We start from the raw sequence: 22,958 nt of genomic DNA, 5'->3' as shown, positions 1-22,958 counted from the left end.
AGGCGCCGGTGCGCGGCGAGTCCACCGACGAGGTCCTCGACTACCACGCGCTCAACGCGATGTTGAACCTCTACGGCCCCAACGGCGAGATTCAGTTTGACAAGGACCGCGAGGCCGCACACCAGTACTTCCTTCAGCACGTCAACCAGAACACGGTCTTCTTCCACAACCTGGACGAGAAGCTCGACTACCTGGTGAAGGAGAACTACTACGAGCCCGAGGTGCTCGACGCGTACAGCCGCGCGTTCGTGAAGGCGCTGTTCCAGCAGGCGTACGCGAAGAAGTTCCGTTTCCCCACCTTCCTCGGCGCGTTCAAGTACTACACCTCTTACACGCTCAAGACTTTCGACGGAAAGCGCTACCTTGAGCGCTTCGAAGACCGCGTCGTCATGGTCGCGCTCACGTTGGCCGCGGGCGACGAAGAATTGGCGACCCGTCTCGTCGACGAGATTATGGACGGCCGCTTCCAGCCCGCCACCCCCACCTTCTTGAATTCGGGAAAGAAGCAGCGCGGCGAGCCCGTTTCCTGTTTCCTTTTGCGCATCGAAGATAATATGGAGTCCATTGGGCGGTCCATTAATTCGGCGCTGCAATTGTCGAAGCGCGGTGGCGGTGTCGCGTTGCTGCTCACCAATATTCGTGAACATGGTGCGCCCATCAAGAAGATTGAAAATCAGTCTTCTGGCGTTATTCCGATCATGAAGTTGCTTGAGGATTCGTTCTCTTACGCCAACCAGCTTGGCGCGCGTCAGGGTGCGGGCGCGGTGTACCTACACGCCCACCACCCCGACATTTACCGCTTCCTCGACACCAAGCGCGAGAATGCCGACGAGAAGATTCGCATCAAGACGCTGTCGCTTGGCGTCGTGATCCCCGATATCACTTTCGAATTGGCGAAGAAGAACGAGGACATGTATTTGTTCTCGCCTTACGACGTCGAGCGCATTTACGGTGTGCCGTTCGCCGACATCAACGTCACCGAGAAGTACTACGAGATGGTCGACGACAAGCGCATTCGCAAGTCGAAGATCAAGGCGCGTGAGTTTTTCCAGACCATCGCCGAATTGCAGTTCGAGTCAGGTTACCCCTACATCATGTTCGAAGACACGGTGAACCGGGCCAACCCGATCAAGGGCAAGATCACCCACTCGAACCTATGCTCGGAAATTCTGCAGGTGTCGACGCCGTCGGTGTTCAACGATGATCTGTCCTATGCCCATGTCGGCAAAGACATTTCGTGCAACCTTGGCTCGCTGAATATCGCGAAGGCGATGGACTCGCCTGATTTCGGCCAGACCATCGAGACGTCGATTCGGGCGCTCACCGCTGTCTCGGATCAGACCCACATCTACTCGGTGCCTTCGATTGAGCAGGGCAACAACGAGTCACACGCCATTGGCCTCGGGCAGATGAACCTGCACGGTTACCTGGCGCGTGAGCGGGTGCATTACGGGTCCGAAGAGGGCATCGACTTCACCAACATCTACTTCTACACCGTGGTCTACCACGCGATTCGGGCATCGAACCTGATCGCGAAAAAACGCGGAACGGCATTTGGTGGCTTCGCCGATTCGAAGTACGCCAGCGGCGAGTACTTCGATAAGTACACCGACCAGGTATGGGAGCCCGCCACCGATAAGGTGCGGCAATTGTTCGCCGACGCTGGCGTGCACATCCCGACCCAGGATGATTGGCGCGAGCTGAAGGCGTCGGTGCAGGAGCACGGCATTTACAACCAGAACCTGCAGGCGGTCCCGCCGACCGGTTCGATCTCCTACATCAACCATTCAACGAGCTCAATCCACCCGGTCGCGTCGAAGATCGAGATCCGCAAGGAAGGCAAGATCGGCCGCGTTTACTACCCGGCCCCTTACCTGGACAACGACAATCTTGAGTACTACGACGACGCGTACGAAATCGGTTACGAGAAAATCATCGACACGTACGCGGCAGCGACCCAACACGTGGACCAGGGTTTGTCGTTGACACTGTTCTTCAAGGACACCGTGAGCACGCGCGATTTGAACAAGGCGCAGATCTACGCGTGGCGTAAGGGAATCAAGACCCTGTACTACATCCGTTTGCGCCAACTGGCACTGGAAGGGACCCAATTGGATTCCTGCGTCAGCTGCATGCTATAACGATTCGATAACGAGTCCCCGGGTGGCGGAGGTCGAATGACGAGCACTGAAGGTGTGATCTACGGAATTCGACTCCGCTCCTCGTGGGATTATCGATATATCGGGCTCACGACTAAGACCGCATCTGTCCGACTCCGGCAGCACTTTAAAACAGCCAGCGAAGGTCGCAAGACGCCCTTCTACGACTGGCTGCGCAAGCAGGATCGCAACGACGTGACCGCAGATGTCTTGGACTGGCTCGAAAACCAGGACGAACTGGGCCGGGCCGAGATTGACTGGATCGCTTACCTCCGCAAGGAGGGCCAGCCGCTACTGAATCTGGCAGCAGGCGGTCTCGGACCGACCGGCGTCGTGTGGACCGAAGAAATGCGTGAGGCCGCGCGCTTGCGCTCAACCGGACGACCAGGTTTGAGCCGGTACGGCGACGACAATCCCTTCCATGGCCTGACCCACTCACCATCGCAGCGCGAGAAGTGGTCGGCCGAGCGGAAGGGGATGTACAGCGGCGAGGCCAACCCGAATTTCGGCAAGTTCGGCCCAGACCATCCCGCCTATGGCCGGGTGTGGTCGGAAGAGACTCTTCGTCGCCTATCCGAACAGAAGATGGGCGCCAACAACCCGAACTATGGGAAGAAGGCGAGCGACGAAACTCGGGCAAAGATGTCCGCCGCCCAAAAGGGCCAACACAAGCCCTCAAGTGCCCGCAGCGCCCACACACGCCACCACACCAACAAGGGCGTCTTTAAGGAGACGTGCGTGCATTGCGTAGACGACTTGGGACGACCGAAGTAGGCGGCCATGACCGGGTCGTTTTATGCGCGCCCGACCTTCGCGCTGGCGCTGTGGCTGGGTTGCCACGGCCGTCCTGGTTGCCGACTTAACGCGTGAGAAGGGCCGAGCTGGCGCCCGCTCGGCCCTTCTTGCTATCGGGTCAGTCGCCGACTGACACCGGTTCCGGTGACTTCGTCACTAACACCGGCTGCTCGCGGCGCGGGCGGGCGGGCCACCAAATTCGGTCGCCCAAATCCAACGTCAGTGCTGTCACCAGGATCGAGCGGACGATCAGTGTGTCGAGCAAAACGCCGACGGCGACCACGATGCCCATCTGCGCCAAGCTCACCAGCGGCAAGGTCGTGAAGACCGCGAATGTGCCAGCCAGCACCAAACCCGCCGACGTGATCACGCCGCCCGTCGACGACAGGCCGAGCAGCGCCGCTTTTCGGGTGTCGACGCGCTGGGATTCCTCGTGCACCCGCGACATCAAGAAGATGTTGTAGTCGATGCCCAGTGCCACCAAGAACACGAAGGCCAGCAACGGCAAGCCCGGGTCGGCGCCCTGGAAACCGAGCAGGTCGAAGATCCAGCGGCTCAAACCCAGTGCCGCCAAGAACGACAGCACCACCGTCAACGTCAGCAGGATCGGGGCCAACACCGACCGCAACAGCAGCATCAAAATGCCCATCACGATCACCAACACCACCGGCACAATCACCCGATTGTCATGGGCGGACGCACGTTTGATGTCGAGGACGGTCGCGGTATTGCCACCGACCTTCGCGTCGGCACCTTCCACCGCGTGCACTGCCGCGCGCACCCGGTCGACGGTCGCTTCGGCCTCAACGGTGTCGGGCCCGTCGGTCAACGTCGCCTGAATCAGCGCGGTGCCGTCCTTAACGACAGGCGGCGTAGGTGACTTCACCCCCGCCGTCCCGGCAACCGCCGCGGCAAGCGCGTCCGCGTGATCGGCCTTACCGAGAATCAACACCGGGTTGCCCGTGCCGATATCGAAGTGCCGTTCCAGCACCTCAGCACCAGCGACAGCGCGCGACTCGCCAATGATGGCGTCCTTCGCCGCGATCCCGTCGGTCTTGAGCCCACTGATCCCGACCGCGAGACCAAGCAGCACAACGGCCGTGACCGCCCACACCGCACGCGGGCGAGGCGAGATGAACGCGCCAATCCGCGCCCAAATCCCGGAAACCGACACGTCAGCCGACCCGAAATCAGGATGCCGTGGCCAGAAGATCCACCGACCGGCGATCACCAGCAACGCGGGCAGCAGCGTGACCATCGCGAGCAACCCGACCGCGATACCAACCGCACACACCGGTCCCATGCCCGCCGTCGAATTCATCCGTGCCACAAGCAAAGCCAGCATCGCGATGATCACCGTGGCACCACTTGCCAGAATCGCGGGCCCCGCGCGACGCAGCGCAACGGCCATCGCCTCGTGCTTGTCCTCGTGTTTGCGCAGTTCCTCGCGATACCGGGCGACAAGCAGCAGCGCGTAGTCGGTGCCAGCACCGAACACCAGCACGGTGAGCACCGCCGCGCTCTGCCCGTTGACGGTGAGTCCCCAATGCGTCGCCCCATAGACCGCGCTTTGCGACAAAACCAGGGCCGCACCTGCGGCGATGAGCGGCAAAATCCACAGCATCGGCCCGTAGGTGATGAGCAAAATGGCGATCACAACAAGTCCTGCCGCGAGCAGCAGAATCCCGTCGATCCCTTCGAACGCCTCACCGAATTCAGCCGCGTACCCGGCGGGTCCGGTGGGGTTCATCGATAGCCCGTCGGGCCTTGGCGCGGCATGATCGACGAGGTCAGCGACGGTTTTCGTCAACTGCGACCAGCCGTCGCTGCCCATCTTGATCGGCACAAGCACTTGCAACGCTTGCCCGTCTTGGGCGGTAATAGGACCAACTACCTTGTCGGCCACGATGTTTGGCATTCCGCGCGCCGCGAGTGCGTCGGCGGTTGCTGCTGCTCGGTCGGCGTCGGTGATGCCGCTTGTCCGCTCGTAAACGAGCACGACCGGGGCTTCGTCGGCGTCGCCGAATGGTTCGGCGAGGTGATAAGCCTGCGTTGACTCAGCACTACTCGGCAGCCAGTTGATGTTGTCGTTTTTCTGTGCGCCAGCGAGTTTGCCAGCGAACGAGCCAAGCGCGATAAGGGCGATGATCCAGACAGCGAGGACCACCCACTTACCGCGCCTGCCACTCGGAATTCTGACCATGCGGTCAATGACATTCGACATCGCTAATTCCCCTTTAGTGGGCGATGAGCCATATCGATGCTATGCCGCGCGAAAACCGTTGCGATACCCTGAAATTCGGCATCAGGGATCACCCTGATGTATACATCCGGTGACCGGCTGAATTATCACCGCAGAGCAGGAATCACCTCACGTTCGAACAGTTCAATGCCGGAGATGTCGTACGCGGCTTCGGGGAAGTTCAGAATGGAATAGCCAAGTCCTAGCTGCTTCACTTTCGAGAGCCGTTCGATGATCTGTTCCGGTGTGCCAACGGTGGCGCTCGACCCGAATTGCTGCTCAACGATCGCCGCCGCCTCCGCCGCGCCAAGGTACGGCGTGAACCGCTCAACGATCGCCGAAAGTCGTTCCTTCACTTCAGCTTCCGTGCTGCCGACAACGGTGTTGAAGTTTGAACTGCGGGTGATCGCGTCGAAGTCGGTGCCAACGTCGGCGCAGTGGGCGCGCAGGATCTCGGACTTGTGCGCGAACTCAACGGGGTCACCGCTGAAGTTGGTGTAGTCGGCGTAGCGGGCCGCGATCCGCAGCGTCTTCTTCTCGCCACCACCGGCGACCCAAATTGGAATCCCGTTCTCCTGCAACGGCTTGGGGTGCACGATCGCGCCGTCGACCTGGTAGTAGCGGCCGTCGAGCGTCGCGCGACCAGTCCGCCACGCCTGTCGGAAAATCTGCACGCCCTCGTCGAGTCGGCCCAAACGCTCACCGGCGGAAGGGAATCCGTAACCGTAGGCACGCCACTCGTGCTCGTACCAACCGCCACCGATGCCCATCTCAACGCGACCAGCCGAGATCAAATCGACCGTCGCGGCGACCTTCGCCAGGTAGGCGGGGTTGCGGTAGCTGATGGCCGTACACATCTGCCCCAGCCGTAGCCGCGACGTTGTCGCCGCGAACGCCGACATCAGCGACCACGCTTCGTGTGTCGCCTCGTCGGTCGGCACCGGCACGGTGTGGAAGTGGTCGTAAACCCAGATCGACTCCCAGTCGGTTCCCGCGTCGAAGCGCTGGGCCAGCTCGCGCATCACCGGCCACTGGTCCGCCGGTTCGATGCCGACTAAGTCGAGCCGCCAGCCCTGGGGAATGAAGATGCCGAACCGCACAGGTTTCTCCTTCGAATGATCTCGCGCGAATGTCGTGCGTCACAACCCACTTTTGACGATCATGCCCACCCCCGGCAACAGTTATGCGCGCCGCGCGCACAACCCTGGACCGGCGGTTATGCGCGGAATGGACTGGTACGCCTGTGCCGAGGTGACCCGGGTGGGGCTGCGGATGTATCCTGCGAATAAGGAAGACGTGCGATCTCGCACAACGACGGCAAGGAGGTGGGGTTGCGATGACACGTAACGAACCCCCGAGTCGAACACCGCGCGGCGTCTTCTGCCCTGTCGGCTAGCAGCCACACCTTGGTGAAGACGCCCGCGGTGCTCCGCCGTCGTTGATTCACCTCACACTTGCGCGACCTCCTGATGATGGCCCGCGCATGTGCCTGCTGCCGAAGGGCTTCTCCCATGTCGCAGATTGAACTTGCTGTTTCGCGTGCCGCCGACGATGTGAATCCTGTTGTGCCCGAGACTATTTCGGATGAGTCGGTCACCGAAGCACTCACGGTCTTGTCGCGCATCGCCGAGACGCATCGCGTCACCGACGCGCTCGGGTGGCTCGACAATCGCGCCCCGCACCAGATCGCCGACGCGCTCGCCCGCATGGACGCTATCGCGGCAGGGCTGGTGTTTCGCCTCCTCGACAAAGACCGTGCCATCACGGTTTTCGAAGAGCTTGAGCCGGTCGACCAGCAGCAAATCTTGCAGGGGTTGCGTGACCAGAGCTTCCGCGACCTGGTCGAAGCGATGGACCCCGACGACCGCGCGCGCATGCTGCACGAGGCCCCGGCCAAGGTTGCGAAGAAGGTGCTTGAGGGGCTGAGCCCGCGCGAACGTCGGATGACGGCGGCGCTGCTCGGCTACCCCGAAGACTCGGTCGGCCTGTACATGACGCCGGAAGTTGTTGCGCTGCCGGACAATTTGACCGTCGCGCAGGCATTGGCGTGGGTGCGCGCCAAGGGCGGCAAGGCGGAGACGGTGTACACGCTGCCGGTTGTCGACTGCGGTCGACGGCTGCGCGGCATTGTCGAACTGCGGGAACTCGTGCTGCACGCGCCCGATGCGATGGTGTCGGAGTTGGTTGTCACCGAGCCGTCGTTCGTGCGGGCCACCGATTCGGCGGAGAAGGCCGCGCGTCTGATGAGTTCGACCAACGACATCAACCTCGTCGTTGTCGATAGCGAGGACCGCGTTGTCGGCTTGCTCACCATCGACGACGCGATGGAGGTGCTCGAAGCCGCTGACAGCGAAGACGTCGCCAAGCAGGCCGGTTCGGCACCGTGGGAAGGCCATTACATGGCCGCGAAGGTGTTCCAGCTCGCGCGGTATCGGGCGCTGTGGTTGATGCTTTTGCTGTTCGCCGCGACGCTCACGGTGAGCGTCACCGACTTTTTCGCGGGGACGCTTGAGCAGGCCGCCGGGTTGGCTCTGTTCATCCCGCTGCTGATCGGCGCTGGCGGCAACGCGGGCGCGCAGGCCGCGACGGCGTGCGTGCGCGCGTTGGCGGTCGGCGAGGTGCGGGTGTCGGACCTGTTCAAGGTGATTTGGCGTGAGTGTCGCGTTGGGCTGGTGCTCGGGGCGATGCTGGCGACCGCTGGGTTGCTGATCGGCACGGTGTTTGTCGGGGCGAAGATCGCGATCGTCGTCGCGATCACGCTGGTGGTGATCTGCGGGTGGGCGGCGACGATCGGCGGCACGATGCCGCTGCTCGCCAAGCGCTGCAAGATCGACCCCGCGGTGGTTTCGGCACCGATGGTCACGACGCTCGTCGATGCGACCGGGCTGATCATCTACTTCACGACAGCGAAGCTGGTGCTGGGAATCTAGCTCGCCGGGAAGAGCGTAAGTGCTTGCCCGAGAACATCTTTGGCGACATCGTCGGTGACGGCAACCACCTCGACGACCGGAACACGCCTGCCGAACGACGTGCTGTTCGGCGGCAGTTCCGGGCCAACAGCGGCGGTGAAGATGGGAATTCGACTGTCGTACAACGAAACTGAGCGATGCGCTTCGCGACCGTTGATGTCGACGGGTGTGCTGTTGGCCGCGAGATATTCGGGCACGCGGTACTCGTAGGCGACCGTCACGTTCTCGCCCCGATATTCGAAAAGGCACTGGGTGAGGCGTTGGCCGCTGCTGAGCGTGCTCGGCCCGAGTTTCGTACGAACCGTGCAGGGGTCGGCGCCGAGCAGGACCGTCGGGACGGTGTCGGGGGAGGTGCCCTGGGGTGGTGACTGCTTCCAGCGGTCAATCATGCCGGGGACTAGGTCGTTGGCGACCTTGCACGGATCGGTGTTGGGCGGGGTGGATAAGCCAAGGTAGAACGCGGCGCCGTTGGGGAAAACGGCCGTCGCGCCGCAGGCTCGGGGCGTGCCAGAGTCGCGGTCGGGGACGATGCGGACGGGCACGTCGCCGACGTTGTGGTTAGTGCCTTTGCCGCCGGTCCCGATGCTGTCAAGGAGGGTGGCGTGCCAGGTGAGGGTGGTGCCGTCGCCGGGTTTGTCGGTGCCGATCACCGCGCGGCAGGAGTCGAGGCCAACGGTGACGCTTTTGATGTTGCCCATCGGTTTGAGCACGTCGCGGGGGAGGATCGCGCAGATGTCGACCTGTCGCGTCGCTTGGCGCACTTCAGCGCGCTGCTCCTCGTTTTGCGGGACCGTCGACCAGAACTGTGGCGGTTGTTTAGGGATGACCGGCGAAGGCGGCGGCGGCAGCTCTTTCGCGTAATCCGGCGGTTTGCTCGACTCGTCGTCGCCACAACCAACGATCGTGCCGAAGGCGAGCAACCCGACAGCCGCCACCACTGCTCTGCGATACATGCACACCCCTGACGTCGCCGAACCGGTCGAGTCACCCACACCCGCTCACCGAGTCTGCCCGCTAGAGCAACGATCGCGCAAACGTCCACGGTGGTCGTTCCCAGAATGTTGTCGACCCCGATGCGTCGATGGCCAACCCGCGCACCGACGTTGGAGTGCGTGCCGGACAATGAGTCTGCGGCGGCTGGCGTCTGATAGCGGGCTAGACCAAGCCGGAAAGTAGCGCTCGACACAACGTGTAGTGGTGTCGAGCGGATCGAGACACAACGCGTAGTGTCATGGAGTAATCGCGGGTCGGCGGAAAGGTGTGGAAGCGCAAATGAAGCTCATCGATCGGACATCTGCCATCAACTGGAATCGGGTGCCGGATGAGAAGGATGCCGAGGTCTGGGATCGGCTCACCGGCAACTTCTGGTTGCCGGAAAAGGTGCCGGTGTCCAACGACATCCCGTCGTGGAACACCCTGACCCCCGATGAGAAGCAGCTCACCATGCGGGTCTTCACCGGGCTCACGCTGCTCGACACCATCCAGGGCACCGTCGGCGCGGTGTCGCTGATCCCGGACGCTCTCACCCCGCACGAGCAGGCGGTATACACCAACATCGCGTTCATGGAGTCGGTGCACGCCAAGAGCTACAGCTCCATCTTCTCGACGCTGTGCTCCACGAAGGAGATTGACGAGGCGTTCCGCTGGTCGGAGGAAAACCCGAACCTGCAGCGCAAGGCCGAAATCGTCCTTTCCTATTACAACGGCGACAGCCCGCTCAAGCGCAAGGTCGCCTCCACGCTGCTGGAAAGCTTCCTTTTCTACTCGGGCTTCTACCTGCCGATGCACTGGTCTTCGCGTGCGAAGCTCACCAACACCGCCGACATGATCCGCCTGATCATCCGCGACGAAGCCGTCCACGGCTACTACATCGGCTACAAGTACCAGCGCGGACTTGAGCTGGTCACCGAGGCCGAGCGCGCCGAACTCAAGGATTACACCTTCGAGCTGCTCTTCGAGCTTTACGACAACGAGGTCGACTACACCCAGGACCTCTACGACGAGGTCGGCCTCACCGAAGACGTCAAGAAGTTCCTGCGCTACAACGCCAACAAGGCGCTGATGAACCTCGGCTACGAAGGCCTTTTCCCGAAGGACGAGTGCGAGGTGAACCCGGCGATCCTGTCGGCGTTGTCGCCAAACGCCGACGAGAACCACGACTTCTTCTCGGGGTCAGGGTCGAGCTATGTGATTGGCAAGGCCGAGAACACCGAGGATGAGGACTGGGAGTTCTAACGGTCCCACGGGGCACGTAAGCCCGGGTCGCCGAACGCTTTTCCCGCCTCAAGGTAAAGCTCGGTGATCCGGCGCTTCACGATTTCGCGGTCGTGGTCGGAGATGTGGGCCTTGTCCAGATCGCCCGCCGCCGCGCTGACCGCGTGGAAGACCTTCGTTGGGCGGCCGTCGATGATGTCGGCGATGGGGAACTTGTAATCGTCGATCGCGGCCGGGTTTCCGCCTTCGCGCCGGTAAATGAAGATCGACGCGAGCTTGATCGGGTCGCCGTCGGCCCAAATTCGCGCGTCGTGACGGGCCTGCTCGCCACTCCACCGATGGTCGCGGGGCGCCCACGGCATTACGACGTCGGCGGCATTGTCGGAGGCAGGGGGCGTGTGATGCGACATCTTGGCTCCTTCGACGGGCGAACTGGGTCGTCGAGCTAGTAGCGCCATGGTAGCAATTTCGCGGCTACCAGCCGGTTTGGTGGCTGGGTCGTTACCGGACAGGGCGCATGTTGTCGGGCGGCGCGCCGTCGATGCGGGTTTACCCTGCGAATGGGGTATCGCGTCGCGGAGGAGTTGCTGATGAACGGGATTGTCGTCGCGCTAGTCGGTTTGCTGCTGTGTTTTTACGGCATTCGCTCAGTCCACCTGGGCATTCTCGCGATCGGCTTCGGGTTGGGGTGGGAGATCGCCGACCTGTTTAACGCGTCGTTATGGACGCTGCTGCTGTTCGCGCTCGTCGGCGCGGTTTCGGCGTGGGTGGTGACGTCGCTTGTCTTCCGGTTCGCGTCGTACTTCATCGGCGGTCTCACTGGCGCGATGGTCGGCGCGAAGCTGGCGAATGTCTTGCAACCGGGTGCCAACAATTGGGCGCTGAGCATGATCGTGATCCTCGCGACCTGTGTGGCTGGCGCTTTCCTCGCCGACAAGTTCCGGGCCCGCGCACTGCTGTGGTTGACGTCGATCGGCGGTGCGTCGATGGTGTTGAGCGGTGTTGGGCGAATGAGCGATTCGCTCGAATTCTTGGTGCACCCCGAGTCAGGTGCACAGGAAGTAGCGACGACGGTGATCTGGATCGCGCTGTCGGCGGCAGGGTGGTTTGTGCAGCGACACCTCTTTGCCGAGCGGCTAGGGATTCAGCGCCTAGCCGTCGACAACCGTCCTGACCCAAGCAGTCGCAATGGTGGGTGGCCGAACGGGTAACTATCCGACGATCACCACAGCGCAGGCCGCCAAGAACAGAACTTGGAGGGCGGCCCTCGCCGGGAGCGGCATTGTCTTGATCCCTGAATCAGACTGTGCCGCATGGACATTCGCTGGGAAGAGGGCGAGTAGAAGGACGAACAAGCATGCTGCCGCCAGGGTGCTCGTCGGCGGGATGAGCAGGCCGATCGCGCCCGCGATTTCTAAGACACCCGTCAGCGTGACGAGTGCGGTCGGGTTGGGGAGCTTCGGCGGGACCATCTCGATCAGCGCGCTGCGACGCGGTTCGAGGAAGTGGGCGCTTGCGGTGAGCAGGAACATCGCGGCAAGGCCGACGGTGACCGCGTGCGGCAAGGAGTCCAGCCACTCCACCCCGGCGAATCCCGCGATGCGGGCAATCAATGTGACGACGACGAGGACGATAAAAGGTGCCATCGGGACACTCCAATCTTGACACCGACAAGATTGCCACCGCGCGGCGAACTTGTCAATGACAAGATTGTGGGCGACTATCGAGGGATGACCAAGACCGGCTATCACCACGGTGACCTGCGCACGGTGTTGCTCGACTCGGCCGCCGAGCAGATCGCGAGCGAGGGAATTGAGGCGGTTTCGCTGCGAGCGCTCGCGCGGCGGGCGGGGGTGTCGCATGCCGCGCCCGCGCATCATTTCGGCGACCGAGCGGGCTTGTTTACCGCGCTCGCGGTGCAGGGATTCGATTTGCTCGCAACGGAATTGGCGGCAGCGGGCCCGGATTTGCGCGACATCGCGGTGGCCTACATCCGCTTCGCATTGAGGAACCCCGGGCGCTTCGACGTGATGTTCCGCCGAGAGGTTTTGCGTGCCGACGACCCGGAGTTGCTCGCGGCTCGTGAGCGATCAGGTGTGTCGTTGCGTGCCGGAATGGAAGGGGCACAAGCGAATCCGGAGGTCGCGCGGCAACGGGCGAGTCAGTTGGCAGCGTGGTCGGTGGTGCACGGATTCGCGACGCTGTGGCGCGAGGGTGCGCTGGCTGACTCAGTATTGGCGGGGACTAGCGATCCTGAGGAGTTAGCGCGCGAGATGATCGCGACGATTCGGTTCGATTAGCGTCCCGCGCGTCGGCAGTGGGGACCTTCGCAACCATCTGGTTGCGTCCGCGATGGCATAAACGTGCACGTTCGCGCTCGGATGGGCCAATTCGGGGCTACCGGCCCTGAACTTGCACGAAAATGCCACTGCTGACGCAACCATACAGTTGCTACCGCGCTAGTCCGTCACGTACCCGTTCAAACTCGCCTTGAGATCGGTCACGAGGGCGCGGGCCGCGGTGAGGCCCCAGCCGTGCCACACGTAATCGTCGACCGCGAATACCCGTTTGTCGCTCGCCGCGCCCAACTCGCCAAACTCGGTCGACTTCAATACTTTTCGGCCGTACTGCTCCGAAGCATCCGACGCGCTCGAGCCGTCGCGGCCGAACATCACGTAGATGATGTCGCCCTCGCCGCGCTTGCTTAGTTCGTCAATGGCGACTGGGGACGAAGGGCCGCGCTGGGGGGTGGGGCGCTGCACACCAACATCGGAAAGGACCTGTCCCGCAAAGGAATTCGTGCCCTGGATCGTGATGGCGTCTGGGGTGAAGCGCAGCACCGACGCCTGGGACTGCGCCGCGTTGATCGCGACACCCGCCTCCTTCGCCTCGGCGCGGTAAGCGCCAAGTGCGGCCTCGGCGACCGAGCGGCGACCAAGGCCAGCGGCGTAAGCGACGAAATCGGACTGCCAGCTGTCATTCGCGCCGACGAGCACGGTCGGGGCGATCGCGCTCAGCTCGGCGCTATTGCTCGCGACATCGCCGAGGATCACGTCGGGCTTGAGCGCGGCGATTTTCGCAGGATCGGGGTTGCCGATCGGGCCGACCGTCGGCGACTTGAGGATGCCGTAGCCCAAATACACCGGCTGCGGACGTTCGCCGTCGAGGGTGACCGCGCCAACGACGCGCTCCCACAACCCAAGCGCGCACGCGGCGTCGATGGCCGCCGGGGTGAGCGCGACGATGCGCTGCGGATCAGCCGGAATCTGCGTGACTCCGTTGGCATTGGTGACGCTGCGGGTTGGTCCCGATGCCGGGTCGGCCGCGCTCGGTAGCGGGCACGCGGTAGTTGTGTCGCGCTGGACGCCAACAACCCCGGCACCGGCGATATTGGTCGTCGTCCGCACGATGGTCGACGCGTCATCGACTTGTTCGGCGCACCCAGCCGTCATCGCGACCGCGCACAGTGCCGTAACCGCAAGGACCGCGCCCCGCGAACCACGCACGCGGACACGACGGAATCGGGTGCTCAGCGCCATGCGCACGAGGGTAATGCGGACCGCCGTAGCCCACGCCCTCGGGGCGATCTTCGCGTAGCGCGGTTGGCGTGCGCCGACGTGACGCGCCCTACCAGTGCGCCGGACTCGCCCCGCCGATCGGGGCCAAACCCAGCCCACGCCCCCAGCATTCTTCGCGCAGCGCTCGCGGTGGGCGCCGACGTGACGCGCCCTACCAGTGTGCCGGGCTCGCCCCGCCGATCGGGGCCAAACTCAGCCCACGCCCCCAGCATTCTTCGCGCAGCGCGCTCGCGGCGGGCGCCAACGTGACGCGTGCGTGCCACGTGCTAGCAGTGCGCGAGGCTGGACCCGCGAGTCGCAGGCCGCCCAGCCCACGCCCCCCCGGGGCGTACGGTCCCACGCACCTACCAGTGCGCGGGACCAAAGCGACGGCTCACGAAGTCGTAGCCGTCCCACCAACACAGAAGTGGGCGCCCGACGGGTCGGCCAAACCGGCCAACTTCCCGTACGGCGTTTCCATCGGCTCGAAAACGACGCTGCCGCCAAGCGCGACGGCTTGTTCGACGGTCGCGTCCACGTTGTCGGATCCGAAGTACACCGTCCACGCGCCCGGTACGCCCTCGGGCAGATGCCCGTTGCCGTCCATGACTCCGCCAACCATTGGTGACGTCGCGTGGATGGTCGTGTACTTGAATTCGGGGGTGTCGGCGATGGTGAGGGTGTCGGTCCAGCCGAAGACATCATGGTAGAACTTCAGCGAACCCTCGTAGTCGCGGGTCATCAGTTCGAACCAGGACGGCAGCCCGGCGGCGTCGCGCCACACACCTCCGGACACGTTGCCGACGGCTCCGAAACCGGGGAACTGGTCGGCCTGCCACGCACCGACGGCGACGCCGCCAACGTCGGTGAGCACCGTCATCGTGCCCAAATCGCCGACGACCATCGGCTCAAGAACAATGCTGCCACCGTCGGCTTCGGCCTTCTTCGCCGTCGCGGCGGCGTCGTTGGTCGCCAGGTAAATAGTCCAGCGGTCCGGGTACGGGTCGCCGTCGTCCTCGCGTCGACCCATTCCACCAGCGACGGCGGCGCCATCTTTACTGAAGCGGATATACCCGCCGAACTCTTCGTTGCTTTCGGCGGACCAGCCGAACAGTGAGCCGTAAAACGCGGCGGCACCGGCCGGATCGGAGGTGTAGAGGTCGACCCAGTTCGGATCACCGGGCTTTGCTTGGTAGCTCATTGCGACTCCTCATGCTTAGTCAACAGGGGGCCGTGCGAGTGGCAAACGGTCGAACGCACGGTCAACGATACAGACGTGGTGAGGCCGCGAAACTCATCGCCGCGAGGGTCCGCGAGCGCCTCACCTGCGGCGTAGCGTCGGGCTGGCATCGACTGCGGCAAGCGCGAATTCCACTACGGCGCGCCGAATACGACACAGAGTAGGACCCGCGCGGAAAGCGGCAGCGCCACGGTTTACGATTCATCCCAACGCATGTCCTGTTGCTGTCTAAGTAGCGGGCGCTGCGAGTGACGTACAGGCATCTTCAGGAGGATCAGTGACTGCGGTAGAGCCCAGGCCAGTCCCTCAGCTGGAAGCGACTCGACCCTATCCGGCTCGGACTGGGCCCAAGGGGTCGTTCCTCTACAAGGCGGTCACCACCACCGACCCCAAGGTGCTCGGCACCATGTACTTGGTGACGGCGATCAGCTTCTTCCTGGTCGGCGGTCTTATGGCGCTGCTTATGCGCGCCGAGCTCGCCCGTCCGGGTTTGCAGTTCCTTTCGCCCGAGCAGTTCAACCAGCTGTTCACCATGCACGGCACGATCATGCTGCTGTTCTACGCGACGGCGATCGTGTTCGGCTTCGCCAACATCATCCTGCCGCTGCAGATCGGCGCGCCTGACGTGGCGTTCCCCCGTCTGAACGCGTTCAGCTACTGGCTGTACCTGTTCGGCGGCACGATGGCGACGGCGGGCTTCATCACCCCCGGCGGTGCCGCGGACTTCGGTTGGACGGCGTACACGCCGCTCACCAACATCCTGCACTCGCCCGGCGTCGGCACTGACCTGTGGATTCTTGGTCTCGCCGTTTCGGGTCTTGGCACCATCCTCGGTGGCGTCAACATGCTCACCACCGTGGTCTGCCTGCGCTGCCCCGGTATGACCATGTTCCGCATGCCGATCTTCACCTGGAACATCGCCGTCACCTCGGTGCTCGTGCTGCTCGCGTTCCCGCTGCTCACCGCCGCGCTGTTCGGCCTTGCTTACGACCGTCACCTCGGTGGCCACATCTACGACCCGGCCAACGGCGGCGTGCTGCTTTACCAGCACCTGTTCTGGTTCTTCGGCCACCCCGAGGTCTACATCATCGCGCTGCCCTTCTTCGGCATCGTCTCTGAGATCTTCCCGGTGTTCTCGCGCAAGCCGATCTTCGGTTACACCACCCTCGTTTACGCGACGCTGGGTATCGCGGCGCTGTCGATCGCGGTGTGGGCGCACCACATGTACGCCACCGGCGCGGTGCTGCTTCCGTACTTCTCGTTCATGACGTTCCTCATCGCGGTTCCGACCGGTGTGAAGTTCTTCAACTGGATCGGCACGATGTGGCGCGGTCAGTTGACGTTCGAAACCCCGATGCTGTGGTCGATCGGCTTCTTGGTCACCTTCCTCTTCGGTGGTCTTTCCGGCGTCATCCTCGCCTCGCCGCCGCTTGACTTCCACGTCACCGACTCGTACTTCGTTGTCGCGCACTTCCACTACGTGCTCTTCGGCACCATCGTGTTCGCCACCTTCGCCGGTATCTACTTCTGGTTCCCGAAGATCACCGGCCGCATGATGGACGAGCGTCTCGGCAAGTGGCACTTCTGGGCCACGTTCATCGGCTTCCACACCACCTTCCTCGTGCAGCACTGGCTGGGCGCTGAGGGCATGCCGCGTCGCTACGCCGACTACCTGCCGTCGGATGGTTTCACCACGCTGAACACGATCTCCACGATCGGCGCGTTCATCCTCGGTGCCTCGATGCTCCCGTTCATCTGGAACGTGTTCAAGAGCTACCGCTACGGCGAGGTTGTCACCGTTGACGACCCGTGGGGCTACGGCAACTCGCTTGAATGGGCAACCACTTGCCCGCCGCCGCGCCACAACTTCTACGAGCTGCCGCGCATTCGCTCCGAGCGTCCCGCGTTTGAGCTGCACTACCCGCACATGGTCGACAAGATGCGCACCGAAGCGCACGTCGGCTGGGGTTCTGCCAAGCACAACGCGCACGCACACGACGGCGCGGTAGCCACCAAGTAAGCAAACCCGCCGAACGACTAAGGTATGCACCTGCTGGGTGACCAGCGGGTGCATGCTTTTTTTGTGGGTAATCGAACGGAGCAGATCGACTTGGCCGACACCACAGTTCTCGTGACCGTCACCGGCCCTGACCGGCCTGGCGTCACCTCGGTGTTGCTGGCGGCGCTGTCACGGCATCGGGTGAGCTTGCTTGATGTTGAGCAGGTCGTCATCAGGGGCAGGCTCACGCTTGGCGTGCTTGTGTCGTGCCCTAACGATCCCGAGGCGTTGCAGGACGACCTCGAAGAGGCGATGAACACCGTCGGCATGCAGGTCGACGTTTCGGTCGACGCGCAGATCGGCAAGCCGCCGATGTCGACGCACGCGATCGTGGTGCTTGGTTCGCCGGTCACCGCGCGCGCGTTCAGCGCGATCTCGCGTCAGCTCGCGAGCCTCGGCGCCAACATCGACACCATTCGCGGCATCGCAGACTACCCGGTCACCGGCATGGAACTGGGCGTCACCGCGCCCGATTCCGGCGCCGACACCGAGGTCCGACTGCGCACGGCCCTGGCCGACGTCGCCGTTTCCGAACAGGTCGACATCGCCGTCGAGCGCGCTGGTCTTGCTCGTCGCGCGAAGCGACTCATCGTGTTCGACGTCGACTCCACGCTCATTCAGGGCGAGGTCATCGAGATGCTCGCCGCACACGCGGGTGTCGAAGAGCAGGTTCGCGAGGTCACCGAGGCCGCGATGCGCGGCGAAATCGACTTCGCCGAATCGCTGCGGCAGCGCGTCGCGACGCTTGAGGGACTCGACGAATCAGTGATCGACGAGGTCGCCGACCGCATCGAACTCACCCCCGGCGCGCGGACGACGATCCGCACGCTGCGTCGCATTGGCTTCCGCTGTGGCGTGGTTTCCGGCGGGTTCCGCCAGGTTATCGAGCCGCTCGCGCACGAGCTTGAACTCGATTTCGTGCAGGCGAACACCCTCGAAATCGTCGACGGGAAACTCACCGGCCGCGTTGTCGGCGAGATTGTCGACCGGGCGTTCAAGGCGGTCGCGCTGCGTAAGTTCGCCGCCGAAGCGGGCGTGCCGATGGAACAGACCGTCGCCGTTGGCGATGGCGCGAACGACATCGACATGCTCAATGCCGCCGGCCTCGGCATCGCGTTCAACGCCAAGCCCGCGCTGCGCGAGGTCGCCGACGCGGCGCTGTCGCACCCGTACCTCGACGCCGTGCTGTTCATCCTCGGTGTCACGCGTGGTGAGGTCGAAGCAGCTGATGCCCGCGACGGTGGCGTGCGCCGCGTGCCGCTGCTCGGTCGCTAGCGCGCCTGCCCGGTTCGCCGACTTCCTCCGGTTACCCTCAGGGAACTCGGAGAGCTAACGGTCGGCAACCGGGAGGTCGCGGTGCGTGCAGTTGGGTTTGTTCTTGTTGTCGGGGTGGTCGCGGGTCTCGCGATCGGATGCGCGAAGGATGAGTCCGGCGACACCGACATCACCCCGTCGAGCTTGCCGCTGACAACGACATCGGCCGTGGTAGCTGGCCCGATCAGCGTCGACGAAAGCGCGAACAACACCACGGTGAACATGGTCATTGGTCAGCGGCTCACGGTCCGGCTGCCGCAAAACCCCGACTCGCTGTCGACGTGGGTACAGGTCAACGAAGACCCCGGCACGCTGATCCCCGACGGCGGTCCGCAAGCCGACGGCAACGCGACCGTGTGGGCCTTCCGCGCGATCCAAAACGGGGTCACGCAGGTCGAGTTCGTTTTCACCGCGGCGAACCGGCCGCCGACCAACCCAGACCCCACGTTCTCGCTGCAGGTCCAGGTGCGCTAACCGCGCAAATAGGCGGGCGTAGCAATCGGTTTCTCGCCGTAAACAAACTTGCGGCGAAGATCGTGATAAGTACTTCGCGTCCCAAAGAAATTCTCGCGCATGCGCGCCATTTCTTCCGCGCGATAAACGCGCAGTGGTTTGTCGGCCTGATCGGCGGCGAGGCGACGTTTCTTTTCGACAAGGCGAGTGGTCAAATCCGGGTCGCGCGCGAGAATGGTTGCGTCGCGATGGACGCGCGCGGAAAATCCCGCAGCGTCGCCTGCGATAACGCGATCAACCAATCCCAGCGCGGCTGCGGCGCGCGCATTGAGCGGAAGTGGTTGGGAGGTCAGTCTTTTCGCTGTCGCGTGTCCCACTCTTCGCGGCAGTGAATAAGTCCAGTATTCCGAACCGTAGAGGCCCATGAGCACGTAGTGCGGATTGAGCACGACGGCTTCGCGGCACCACACCTCGTCGGCGGCGATGGCGAGCATCACCCCGCCGGCTGCCGCGTTGCCCGCGAGTGCCGAGATCACGAGCTTGTCCGTCGTCGTCAAAATCGCTTCGACCAGGTCATTCATCGCGCTGATGTTGCGTAGTGACTCCATCGCGGGGTCGTTCGCGGCTTCGATGGTGTTGAGGTCGATGCCGTTGGAGAAGAAGTCGCGCGGGCCGCCCAGCACGATGACGTCGACGGCCTGTTCGCGAGCCTGCAGGTAGGCGGCGAGTAATTGTTCGCACGCGGCGGTATTCATCGCACCACCGCGGAAGGAAAATTCGAGATAGCCCACGTTGTCGCGTTCGAAATACCTTACGTGCGTGAAGGTTTTGCGACTGGCCGCTTCGGTTGGGCTCACCTTGACCTCGGGCACCTGGCTTAGCTCGATGACCTCGGCCGCAGCCCGCTTGAAAGCCCTTCGGCCAGGGCTTCTTTCGCGCAGTTGAGTCAGCCAGACCGCACCGTCGACGGTCGCGCGACAGATCGCACCCTCCCGTGTCGCGATCACCGCACCGGGCGTGCCGCGCAGGCGATCCTCGGGATGCGCCCCATGCAGGTAGAACTGGCGACCGCAGAGTTCGTCGAGCACACCCGGCTGCGAATCGGCGGCGTGCAGGGTGCGGAGGATGTCGCGGGTTGGCTGGGTTTGCCAGTCGAGCTGCCTGCGGTCCTGGCTGAAATAGGGCCGTTCTTGGCCGCGAATGTCGGGCTCGGTGTAGTCGAGTGGGCGCGGTCGGAAGATGCCCGAGGCGAAGCGCGCGACCGCCAGCAGCACGGCTTCGACGGCCGCGTCTGCCACCTCGGTGCGGTACAACTCGCTTTTGCCGCACGCTGTGACTGGGAACGGGACCGTTGCCCAGACCGGGCCCGCATCCATTTCCGCGACCGCTTGCAGCACGGTGACGCCCCATTCGCGCGCGCCGATGGTGATGGCCCAGTCGAGCGATGACGGGCCGCGATCGCCGAGCGGTCCTGGGTGCACGATCAAGACTGGGCGCGTGCGCCAAATGTCTTCTGGCACTGCGGTGGTGAGCATGGGCGCGATGATCAACTCAGGTTGAAAACGCGTGACGCCAGCGCGAATGATGCTGTCGCTCAAGGCAAGTTCGACCCCGACGACATGATTGCGCGCACGCAACTCAGTGAATACGCGTTGCGAAAGACTATTGAATGCGCTCGCGAGCAAAAGAATGCGCATGATTCCCCCTAGGGAAACGCGAAAATAGGGCGAGAAAGAATGCGACGACGCTCCCCGTCGAGCCTCACGCACCGGGCAATTCTATCCCCGTGTCGCGCTTCGAATTTGGAGTTGGCGTGTCAAAACAATAACGTGGCAACCGGTCGGCAATGGTTCCCGACGGGCGCCCTGGTCGCCGTAGCTGACTGGTCTGATTAGGCTTGCTTGGCGATGAATGAACCACTTCCCGTCCTCGACTACTTCGCGACGTTCCGCGCGCGCCACGCCGAACTAGCGCGCGGCTACGGCGGGTCGGGTGACCCCGACGACCCGCTGCTCGTGCAGGCCATGCAGATGGTGTTGCACCTGCCCAAAGTCGACCCGCCCGCGCGCAGCGATGTGCTCGCCGCCGCCGCGTCGGCCGCGCTGGCGGTGTGCCTCGACCCGCGTTCGGGGCCTGGCGGGGAGTGGGAAGCCCGGTATTTGGCGTGGCAGCGGTCGCGCATCCGCAAAGTCGCGCGACGGGCGCGCGGGGCGCAGTGGACCGCGGCGCAGGACGTGCCCGGCGTGACGGTTGAGGTCAACGGTGCGCAAGCGCGCGCGTTCGTGCCCGGCCCGGTTGGCAAGATCGACCCGCGCGTGCGCAAGCTGCAAATCGGGGGAACCGACCTCGAACACGATCAGCCCGCCGCGCCTCCGGTCGGTCTGCCGGTGCTGTGGGTGAACGAGTCGCTTGAGATGTCGGTTGGCAAGGCCGCCGCGCAGGTGGGGCACGCGTCGATGCTGTTGGCGGGGGCATTGCCGGTTGAGGTGGTCGCCGAATGGGCGAAGCGCGACTTCGCGTGCTCGGTGCGCTCGGCGAGCGCGGGGGAGTGGGCGTCGTTGGTCGACGAGGTGAAAGCGGGTCGCGCGATCGCCGTGCGCGACGCGGGCTTTACCGAGGTCGCGCCTGGTTCGATGACCGTGATCGGTGTGCCTGGTTGACGGGGTGAAGGCGGTCGGGATTCGGCAGCGTGCTGCGGATTTCACCGACGTCGTGCCGGGGTCGATGACCGTGATCGGCGTGCCCGCCCAGAAAGTGAGCCGATGTAAGCGGCCCCGCTCGGGGCCGACGCCGTCCAGGGCGCCGCGTAAACCCCGCGAAACCGGCACTTTCCTGCGGTTTTCCCGACGCGCCGGGCCAGCAACACATGACGCGGCTCATTTGCGGGTATAGCTACTGCGACTTGTACCGAGCTCACAGAGACACGGGGAGGTTCGCAATGACGCTAACAACCATCGTGGTGATCTTGATTTGTTGGGCGCTCATCTCGATCCCGGTCTCGGTGATCGCGGCCCGAATGCTGCGGCGCGGCATCGATCGGCCGGGTTCCCGACGAATCGCTTCGGGGTCGGTCATTCCGCTGAGCCGCGCGGTGGGCCAAGATGGAGCGCGTGTCGCAACCCGATCCCGATCCTGATCTGCTCATCGACTTCTCTGATGTCACCATTCGTCGCGGCGGGCGCAGCCTCGTCGGCCCGGTGACGTGGCAGGTCGAACTCGACGAACGCTGGGTGGTCCTCGGCCCCAACGGAGCTGGCAAAACCTCGCTCCTGCGGATGGCCGCCGCCGAACTGCACCCCACCGCTGGCCGCGCGAACCTGTTGGGCGAGACCATGGGTCGCGTCGACGTCAACGAACTACGGCCGCGCATCGGCTTGTCGTCGGCCGCGGTGGCGAGTCGCATTCCGGTCGATGAGAAAGTCAGCGACCTTGTTGTCTCCGCCGGGTACGCGGTGCTCGGTCGGTGGCGGGAACGCTACGACGACATCGACACTGAACGCGCCATCGACATGCTGGAAACCCTTGGGGCCGAACATCTTTCGGACCGCACCTACGGCACCTTGTCGGAAGGTGAACGCAAGCGCGTCCTGATCGCACGAGCACTGATGACCGACCCAGAACTGCTGCTCCTCGACGAACCCGCCGCCGGCCTCGACCTCGGCGGTCGCGAGGAACTCGTTGAGCGCCTTGGCGATTTGGCCGCCGACCCCGACGCGCCCGCGATGGCGTTGGTGACCCACCACGTCGAGGAAATCCCGCCGGGTTTCACGCACGCACTCCTGCTGAAGGAGGGCCAGGTCGTGAGCCAGGGCCTCCTTGACGACGTCCTCACGGCCGAGAATTTGAGTGACGCGTTCAGCCAGTCGATCGCCCTGGATCGAGTCGACGGTCGCTGGTTCGCCCGCCGAGCGCGCAGGTCGGGAGGGCATCGCAGGCGCGGTTAGCCAGCAATTCGG

At 63.8% G+C, this 22,958-nt stretch carries 20 protein-coding genes; 11 read left to right on the top strand and 9 right to left on the bottom strand.

The features are described 5' to 3' along the window. The first annotated feature begins 8 nt into the window (after nt 1–8). Nucleotides 9–2,141 (top strand): class 1b ribonucleoside-diphosphate reductase subunit alpha, encoded by a 2,133-nt coding sequence (nrdE, locus tag IEX78_RS07400; RefSeq protein WP_188828307.1) that lies wholly within the window; start codon nt 9–11, stop codon nt 2,139–2,141. A 36-nt stretch (nt 2,142–2,177) separates the two neighbouring features. After that, nucleotides 2,178–2,933 (top strand): NUMOD3 domain-containing DNA-binding protein, encoded by a 756-nt coding sequence (locus IEX78_RS07395; protein ID WP_188828000.1) that lies wholly within the window; start codon nt 2,178–2,180, stop codon nt 2,931–2,933. 139 nt (nt 2,934–3,072) lie between these two features. Here IEX78_RS07395 and IEX78_RS07390 read toward each other — a convergent pair whose 3' ends face one another. After that, the gene (locus tag IEX78_RS07390) at nt 3,073–5,178 is read right to left on the bottom strand and encodes an MMPL family transporter (RefSeq protein ID WP_229683758.1); all 2,106 of its coding nucleotides are present in this window, start codon (nt 5,176–5,178) and stop codon (nt 3,073–3,075) included. 125 nt (nt 5,179–5,303) lie between these two features. Continuing rightward, nucleotides 5,304–6,296: an LLM class F420-dependent oxidoreductase gene (locus IEX78_RS07385; protein WP_188827999.1), complete on the bottom strand. Its 993-nt coding sequence runs from the start codon at nt 6,294–6,296 to the stop codon at nt 5,304–5,306. 411 nt (nt 6,297–6,707) lie between these two features. Between IEX78_RS07385 and mgtE the strand changes: the two genes are divergently transcribed. Further along, nucleotides 6,708–8,126 (top strand): magnesium transporter, encoded by a 1,419-nt coding sequence (gene mgtE / locus IEX78_RS07380; protein WP_229683757.1) that lies wholly within the window; start codon nt 6,708–6,710, stop codon nt 8,124–8,126. On the opposite strand, the gene IEX78_RS07375 is transcribed toward mgtE, so the two are convergent. Then, a complete protein-coding gene (locus IEX78_RS07375; protein WP_188827998.1) occupies nt 8,123–9,118 on the bottom strand; it encodes a peptidase in 996 nt (331 codons plus the stop codon). The two genes, mgtE and IEX78_RS07375, sit on opposite strands and share 4 nt — an antisense overlap. Nucleotides 9,119–9,437: 319 nt before the next feature. Between IEX78_RS07375 and nrdF the strand changes: the two genes are divergently transcribed. Further along, a complete protein-coding gene (nrdF, locus tag IEX78_RS07370) occupies nt 9,438–10,400 on the top strand; it encodes a class 1b ribonucleoside-diphosphate reductase subunit beta (RefSeq protein ID WP_188827997.1) in 963 nt (320 codons plus the stop codon). On the opposite strand, the gene IEX78_RS07365 is transcribed toward nrdF, so the two are convergent. Beyond that, nucleotides 10,397–10,789: a hypothetical protein gene (locus tag IEX78_RS07365; RefSeq protein ID WP_188827996.1), complete on the bottom strand. Its 393-nt coding sequence runs from the start codon at nt 10,787–10,789 to the stop codon at nt 10,397–10,399. The genes nrdF and IEX78_RS07365 overlap by 4 nt on opposite strands. A 180-nt stretch (nt 10,790–10,969) precedes the next feature. Here IEX78_RS07365 and IEX78_RS07360 point away from each other — a divergent pair, with 180 nt between their 5' ends. Then, a complete protein-coding gene (locus IEX78_RS07360) occupies nt 10,970–11,590 on the top strand; it encodes a TM7S3/TM198-like domain-containing protein (protein WP_188827995.1) in 621 nt (206 codons plus the stop codon). Here the strand turns inward: IEX78_RS07360 and IEX78_RS07355 are convergent, their stop codons facing one another. Then, nucleotides 11,591–12,025 carry a DoxX family protein gene (locus IEX78_RS07355; RefSeq protein ID WP_188827994.1) on the bottom strand — a complete coding sequence of 145 codons (435 nt, stop codon included), beginning with the start codon at nt 12,023–12,025 and terminating at the stop codon, nt 11,591–11,593. Between the two features lie 84 nt (nt 12,026–12,109). On the opposite strand from IEX78_RS07355, the gene IEX78_RS07350 reads away from it, so the two are divergent. Further along, nucleotides 12,110–12,679 (top strand): TetR/AcrR family transcriptional regulator, encoded by a 570-nt coding sequence (locus tag IEX78_RS07350; RefSeq protein WP_188827993.1) that lies wholly within the window; start codon nt 12,110–12,112, stop codon nt 12,677–12,679. Between the two features lie 159 nt (nt 12,680–12,838). Here the strand turns inward: IEX78_RS07350 and IEX78_RS07345 are convergent, their stop codons facing one another. Continuing rightward, complete coding sequence (locus IEX78_RS07345; protein ID WP_188827992.1) at nt 12,839–13,918, bottom strand: ABC transporter substrate-binding protein; 1,080 nt, start codon at nt 13,916–13,918, stop codon at nt 12,839–12,841. Between the two features lie 412 nt (nt 13,919–14,330). Beyond that, on the bottom strand, nt 14,331–15,137 hold the full coding sequence (locus tag IEX78_RS07340) for a VOC family protein (RefSeq protein ID WP_188827991.1): 807 nt from the start codon (nt 15,135–15,137) through the stop codon (nt 14,331–14,333). A 316-nt stretch (nt 15,138–15,453) separates the two neighbouring features. Between IEX78_RS07340 and ctaD the strand changes: the two genes are divergently transcribed. The 3 genes from ctaD to IEX78_RS07325 all read left to right on the top strand — a co-directional run bounded on the left by ctaD (nt 15,454) and on the right by IEX78_RS07325 (nt 19,023). Then, nucleotides 15,454–17,196 carry an aa3-type cytochrome oxidase subunit I gene (ctaD, locus tag IEX78_RS07335; RefSeq protein WP_188827990.1) on the top strand — a complete coding sequence of 581 codons (1,743 nt, stop codon included), beginning with the start codon at nt 15,454–15,456 and terminating at the stop codon, nt 17,194–17,196. Nucleotides 17,197–17,280: 84 nt separating this feature from the next. Next, on the top strand, nt 17,281–18,510 hold the full coding sequence (gene serB / locus IEX78_RS07330) for a phosphoserine phosphatase SerB (protein ID WP_188828304.1): 1,230 nt from the start codon (nt 17,281–17,283) through the stop codon (nt 18,508–18,510). Nucleotides 18,511–18,591: 81 nt separating this feature from the next. Beyond that, nucleotides 18,592–19,023 carry a protease inhibitor I42 family protein gene (locus tag IEX78_RS07325; RefSeq protein WP_188827989.1) on the top strand — a complete coding sequence of 144 codons (432 nt, stop codon included), beginning with the start codon at nt 18,592–18,594 and terminating at the stop codon, nt 19,021–19,023. Here IEX78_RS07325 and IEX78_RS07320 read toward each other — a convergent pair. After that, nucleotides 19,020–20,699, bottom strand: coding sequence for a hydrogenase maturation protein (locus IEX78_RS07320; RefSeq protein WP_188827988.1), 1,680 nt, complete (start codon nt 20,697–20,699; stop codon nt 19,020–19,022). The genes IEX78_RS07325 and IEX78_RS07320 overlap by 4 nt on opposite strands. Nucleotides 20,700–20,909: 210 nt before the next feature. Between IEX78_RS07320 and IEX78_RS07315 the strand changes: the two genes are divergently transcribed. Then, a complete protein-coding gene (locus IEX78_RS07315; RefSeq protein ID WP_188827987.1) occupies nt 20,910–21,662 on the top strand; it encodes a peptidyl-tRNA hydrolase in 753 nt (250 codons plus the stop codon). A gap of 253 nt (nt 21,663–21,915) precedes the next feature. Here IEX78_RS07315 and IEX78_RS07310 read toward each other — a convergent pair whose 3' ends face one another. Then, entirely contained in the window at nt 21,916–22,077 is a 162-nt protein-coding gene (locus tag IEX78_RS07310; protein ID WP_188827986.1) for a hypothetical protein, read from the bottom strand. 26 nt (nt 22,078–22,103) lie between these two features. Between IEX78_RS07310 and IEX78_RS07305 the strand changes: the two genes are divergently transcribed. Further along, complete coding sequence (locus tag IEX78_RS07305; protein ID WP_188827985.1) at nt 22,104–22,946, top strand: ABC transporter ATP-binding protein; 843 nt, start codon at nt 22,104–22,106, stop codon at nt 22,944–22,946. Nucleotides 22,947–22,958 lie beyond the last annotated feature (12 nt).

Origin of the sequence: Nocardia camponoti, from assembly GCF_014646135.1 — a bacterium.
Taxonomy (GTDB): domain Bacteria; phylum Actinomycetota; class Actinomycetes; order Mycobacteriales; family Mycobacteriaceae; genus Nocardia; species Nocardia camponoti.
Note: the sequence above shows the minus strand (reverse complement) of the source record. Positions and strands in the feature narration are given on the sequence as shown.

What these genes read in the sequence shown, in the direction of transcription:
- IEX78_RS07360 (WP_188827995.1), top strand. Translation starts at nt 10,970, where the DNA reads ATGAACGGGATTGTCGTCGCGCTAGTCGGTTTGCTGCTGTGTTTTTAC.
- IEX78_RS07395 (WP_188828000.1), top strand. Translation starts at nt 2,178, where the DNA reads ATGACGAGCACTGAAGGTGTGATCTACGGAATTCGACTCCGCTCCTCG.
- IEX78_RS07350 (WP_188827993.1), top strand. Translation starts at nt 12,110, where the DNA reads ATGACCAAGACCGGCTATCACCACGGTGACCTGCGCACGGTGTTGCTC.
- IEX78_RS07355 (WP_188827994.1), bottom strand. Translation starts at nt 12,025, where the DNA reads ATGGCACCTTTTATCGTCCTCGTCGTCGTCACATTGATTGCCCGCATC.
- IEX78_RS07305 (WP_188827985.1), top strand. Translation starts at nt 22,104, where the DNA reads ATGGAGCGCGTGTCGCAACCCGATCCCGATCCTGATCTGCTCATCGAC.
- nrdF (WP_188827997.1), top strand. Translation starts at nt 9,438, where the DNA reads ATGAAGCTCATCGATCGGACATCTGCCATCAACTGGAATCGGGTGCCG.
- IEX78_RS07365 (WP_188827996.1), bottom strand. Translation starts at nt 10,789, where the DNA reads ATGTCGCATCACACGCCCCCTGCCTCCGACAATGCCGCCGACGTCGTA.
- IEX78_RS07320 (WP_188827988.1), bottom strand. Translation starts at nt 20,699, where the DNA reads ATGCGCATTCTTTTGCTCGCGAGCGCATTCAATAGTCTTTCGCAACGC.
- IEX78_RS07340 (WP_188827991.1), bottom strand. Translation starts at nt 15,137, where the DNA reads ATGAGCTACCAAGCAAAGCCCGGTGATCCGAACTGGGTCGACCTCTAC.
- IEX78_RS07315 (WP_188827987.1), top strand. Translation starts at nt 20,910, where the DNA reads ATGAATGAACCACTTCCCGTCCTCGACTACTTCGCGACGTTCCGCGCG.
- IEX78_RS07310 (WP_188827986.1), bottom strand. Translation starts at nt 22,077, where the DNA reads ATGACCGACCCCGAAGCGATTCGTCGGGAACCCGGCCGATCGATGCCG.
- IEX78_RS07345 (WP_188827992.1), bottom strand. Translation starts at nt 13,918, where the DNA reads ATGGCGCTGAGCACCCGATTCCGTCGTGTCCGCGTGCGTGGTTCGCGG.
- IEX78_RS07390 (WP_229683758.1), bottom strand. Translation starts at nt 5,178, where the DNA reads ATGTCGAATGTCATTGACCGCATGGTCAGAATTCCGAGTGGCAGGCGC.
- mgtE (WP_229683757.1), top strand. Translation starts at nt 6,708, where the DNA reads ATGTCGCAGATTGAACTTGCTGTTTCGCGTGCCGCCGACGATGTGAAT.
- IEX78_RS07375 (WP_188827998.1), bottom strand. Translation starts at nt 9,118, where the DNA reads ATGTATCGCAGAGCAGTGGTGGCGGCTGTCGGGTTGCTCGCCTTCGGC.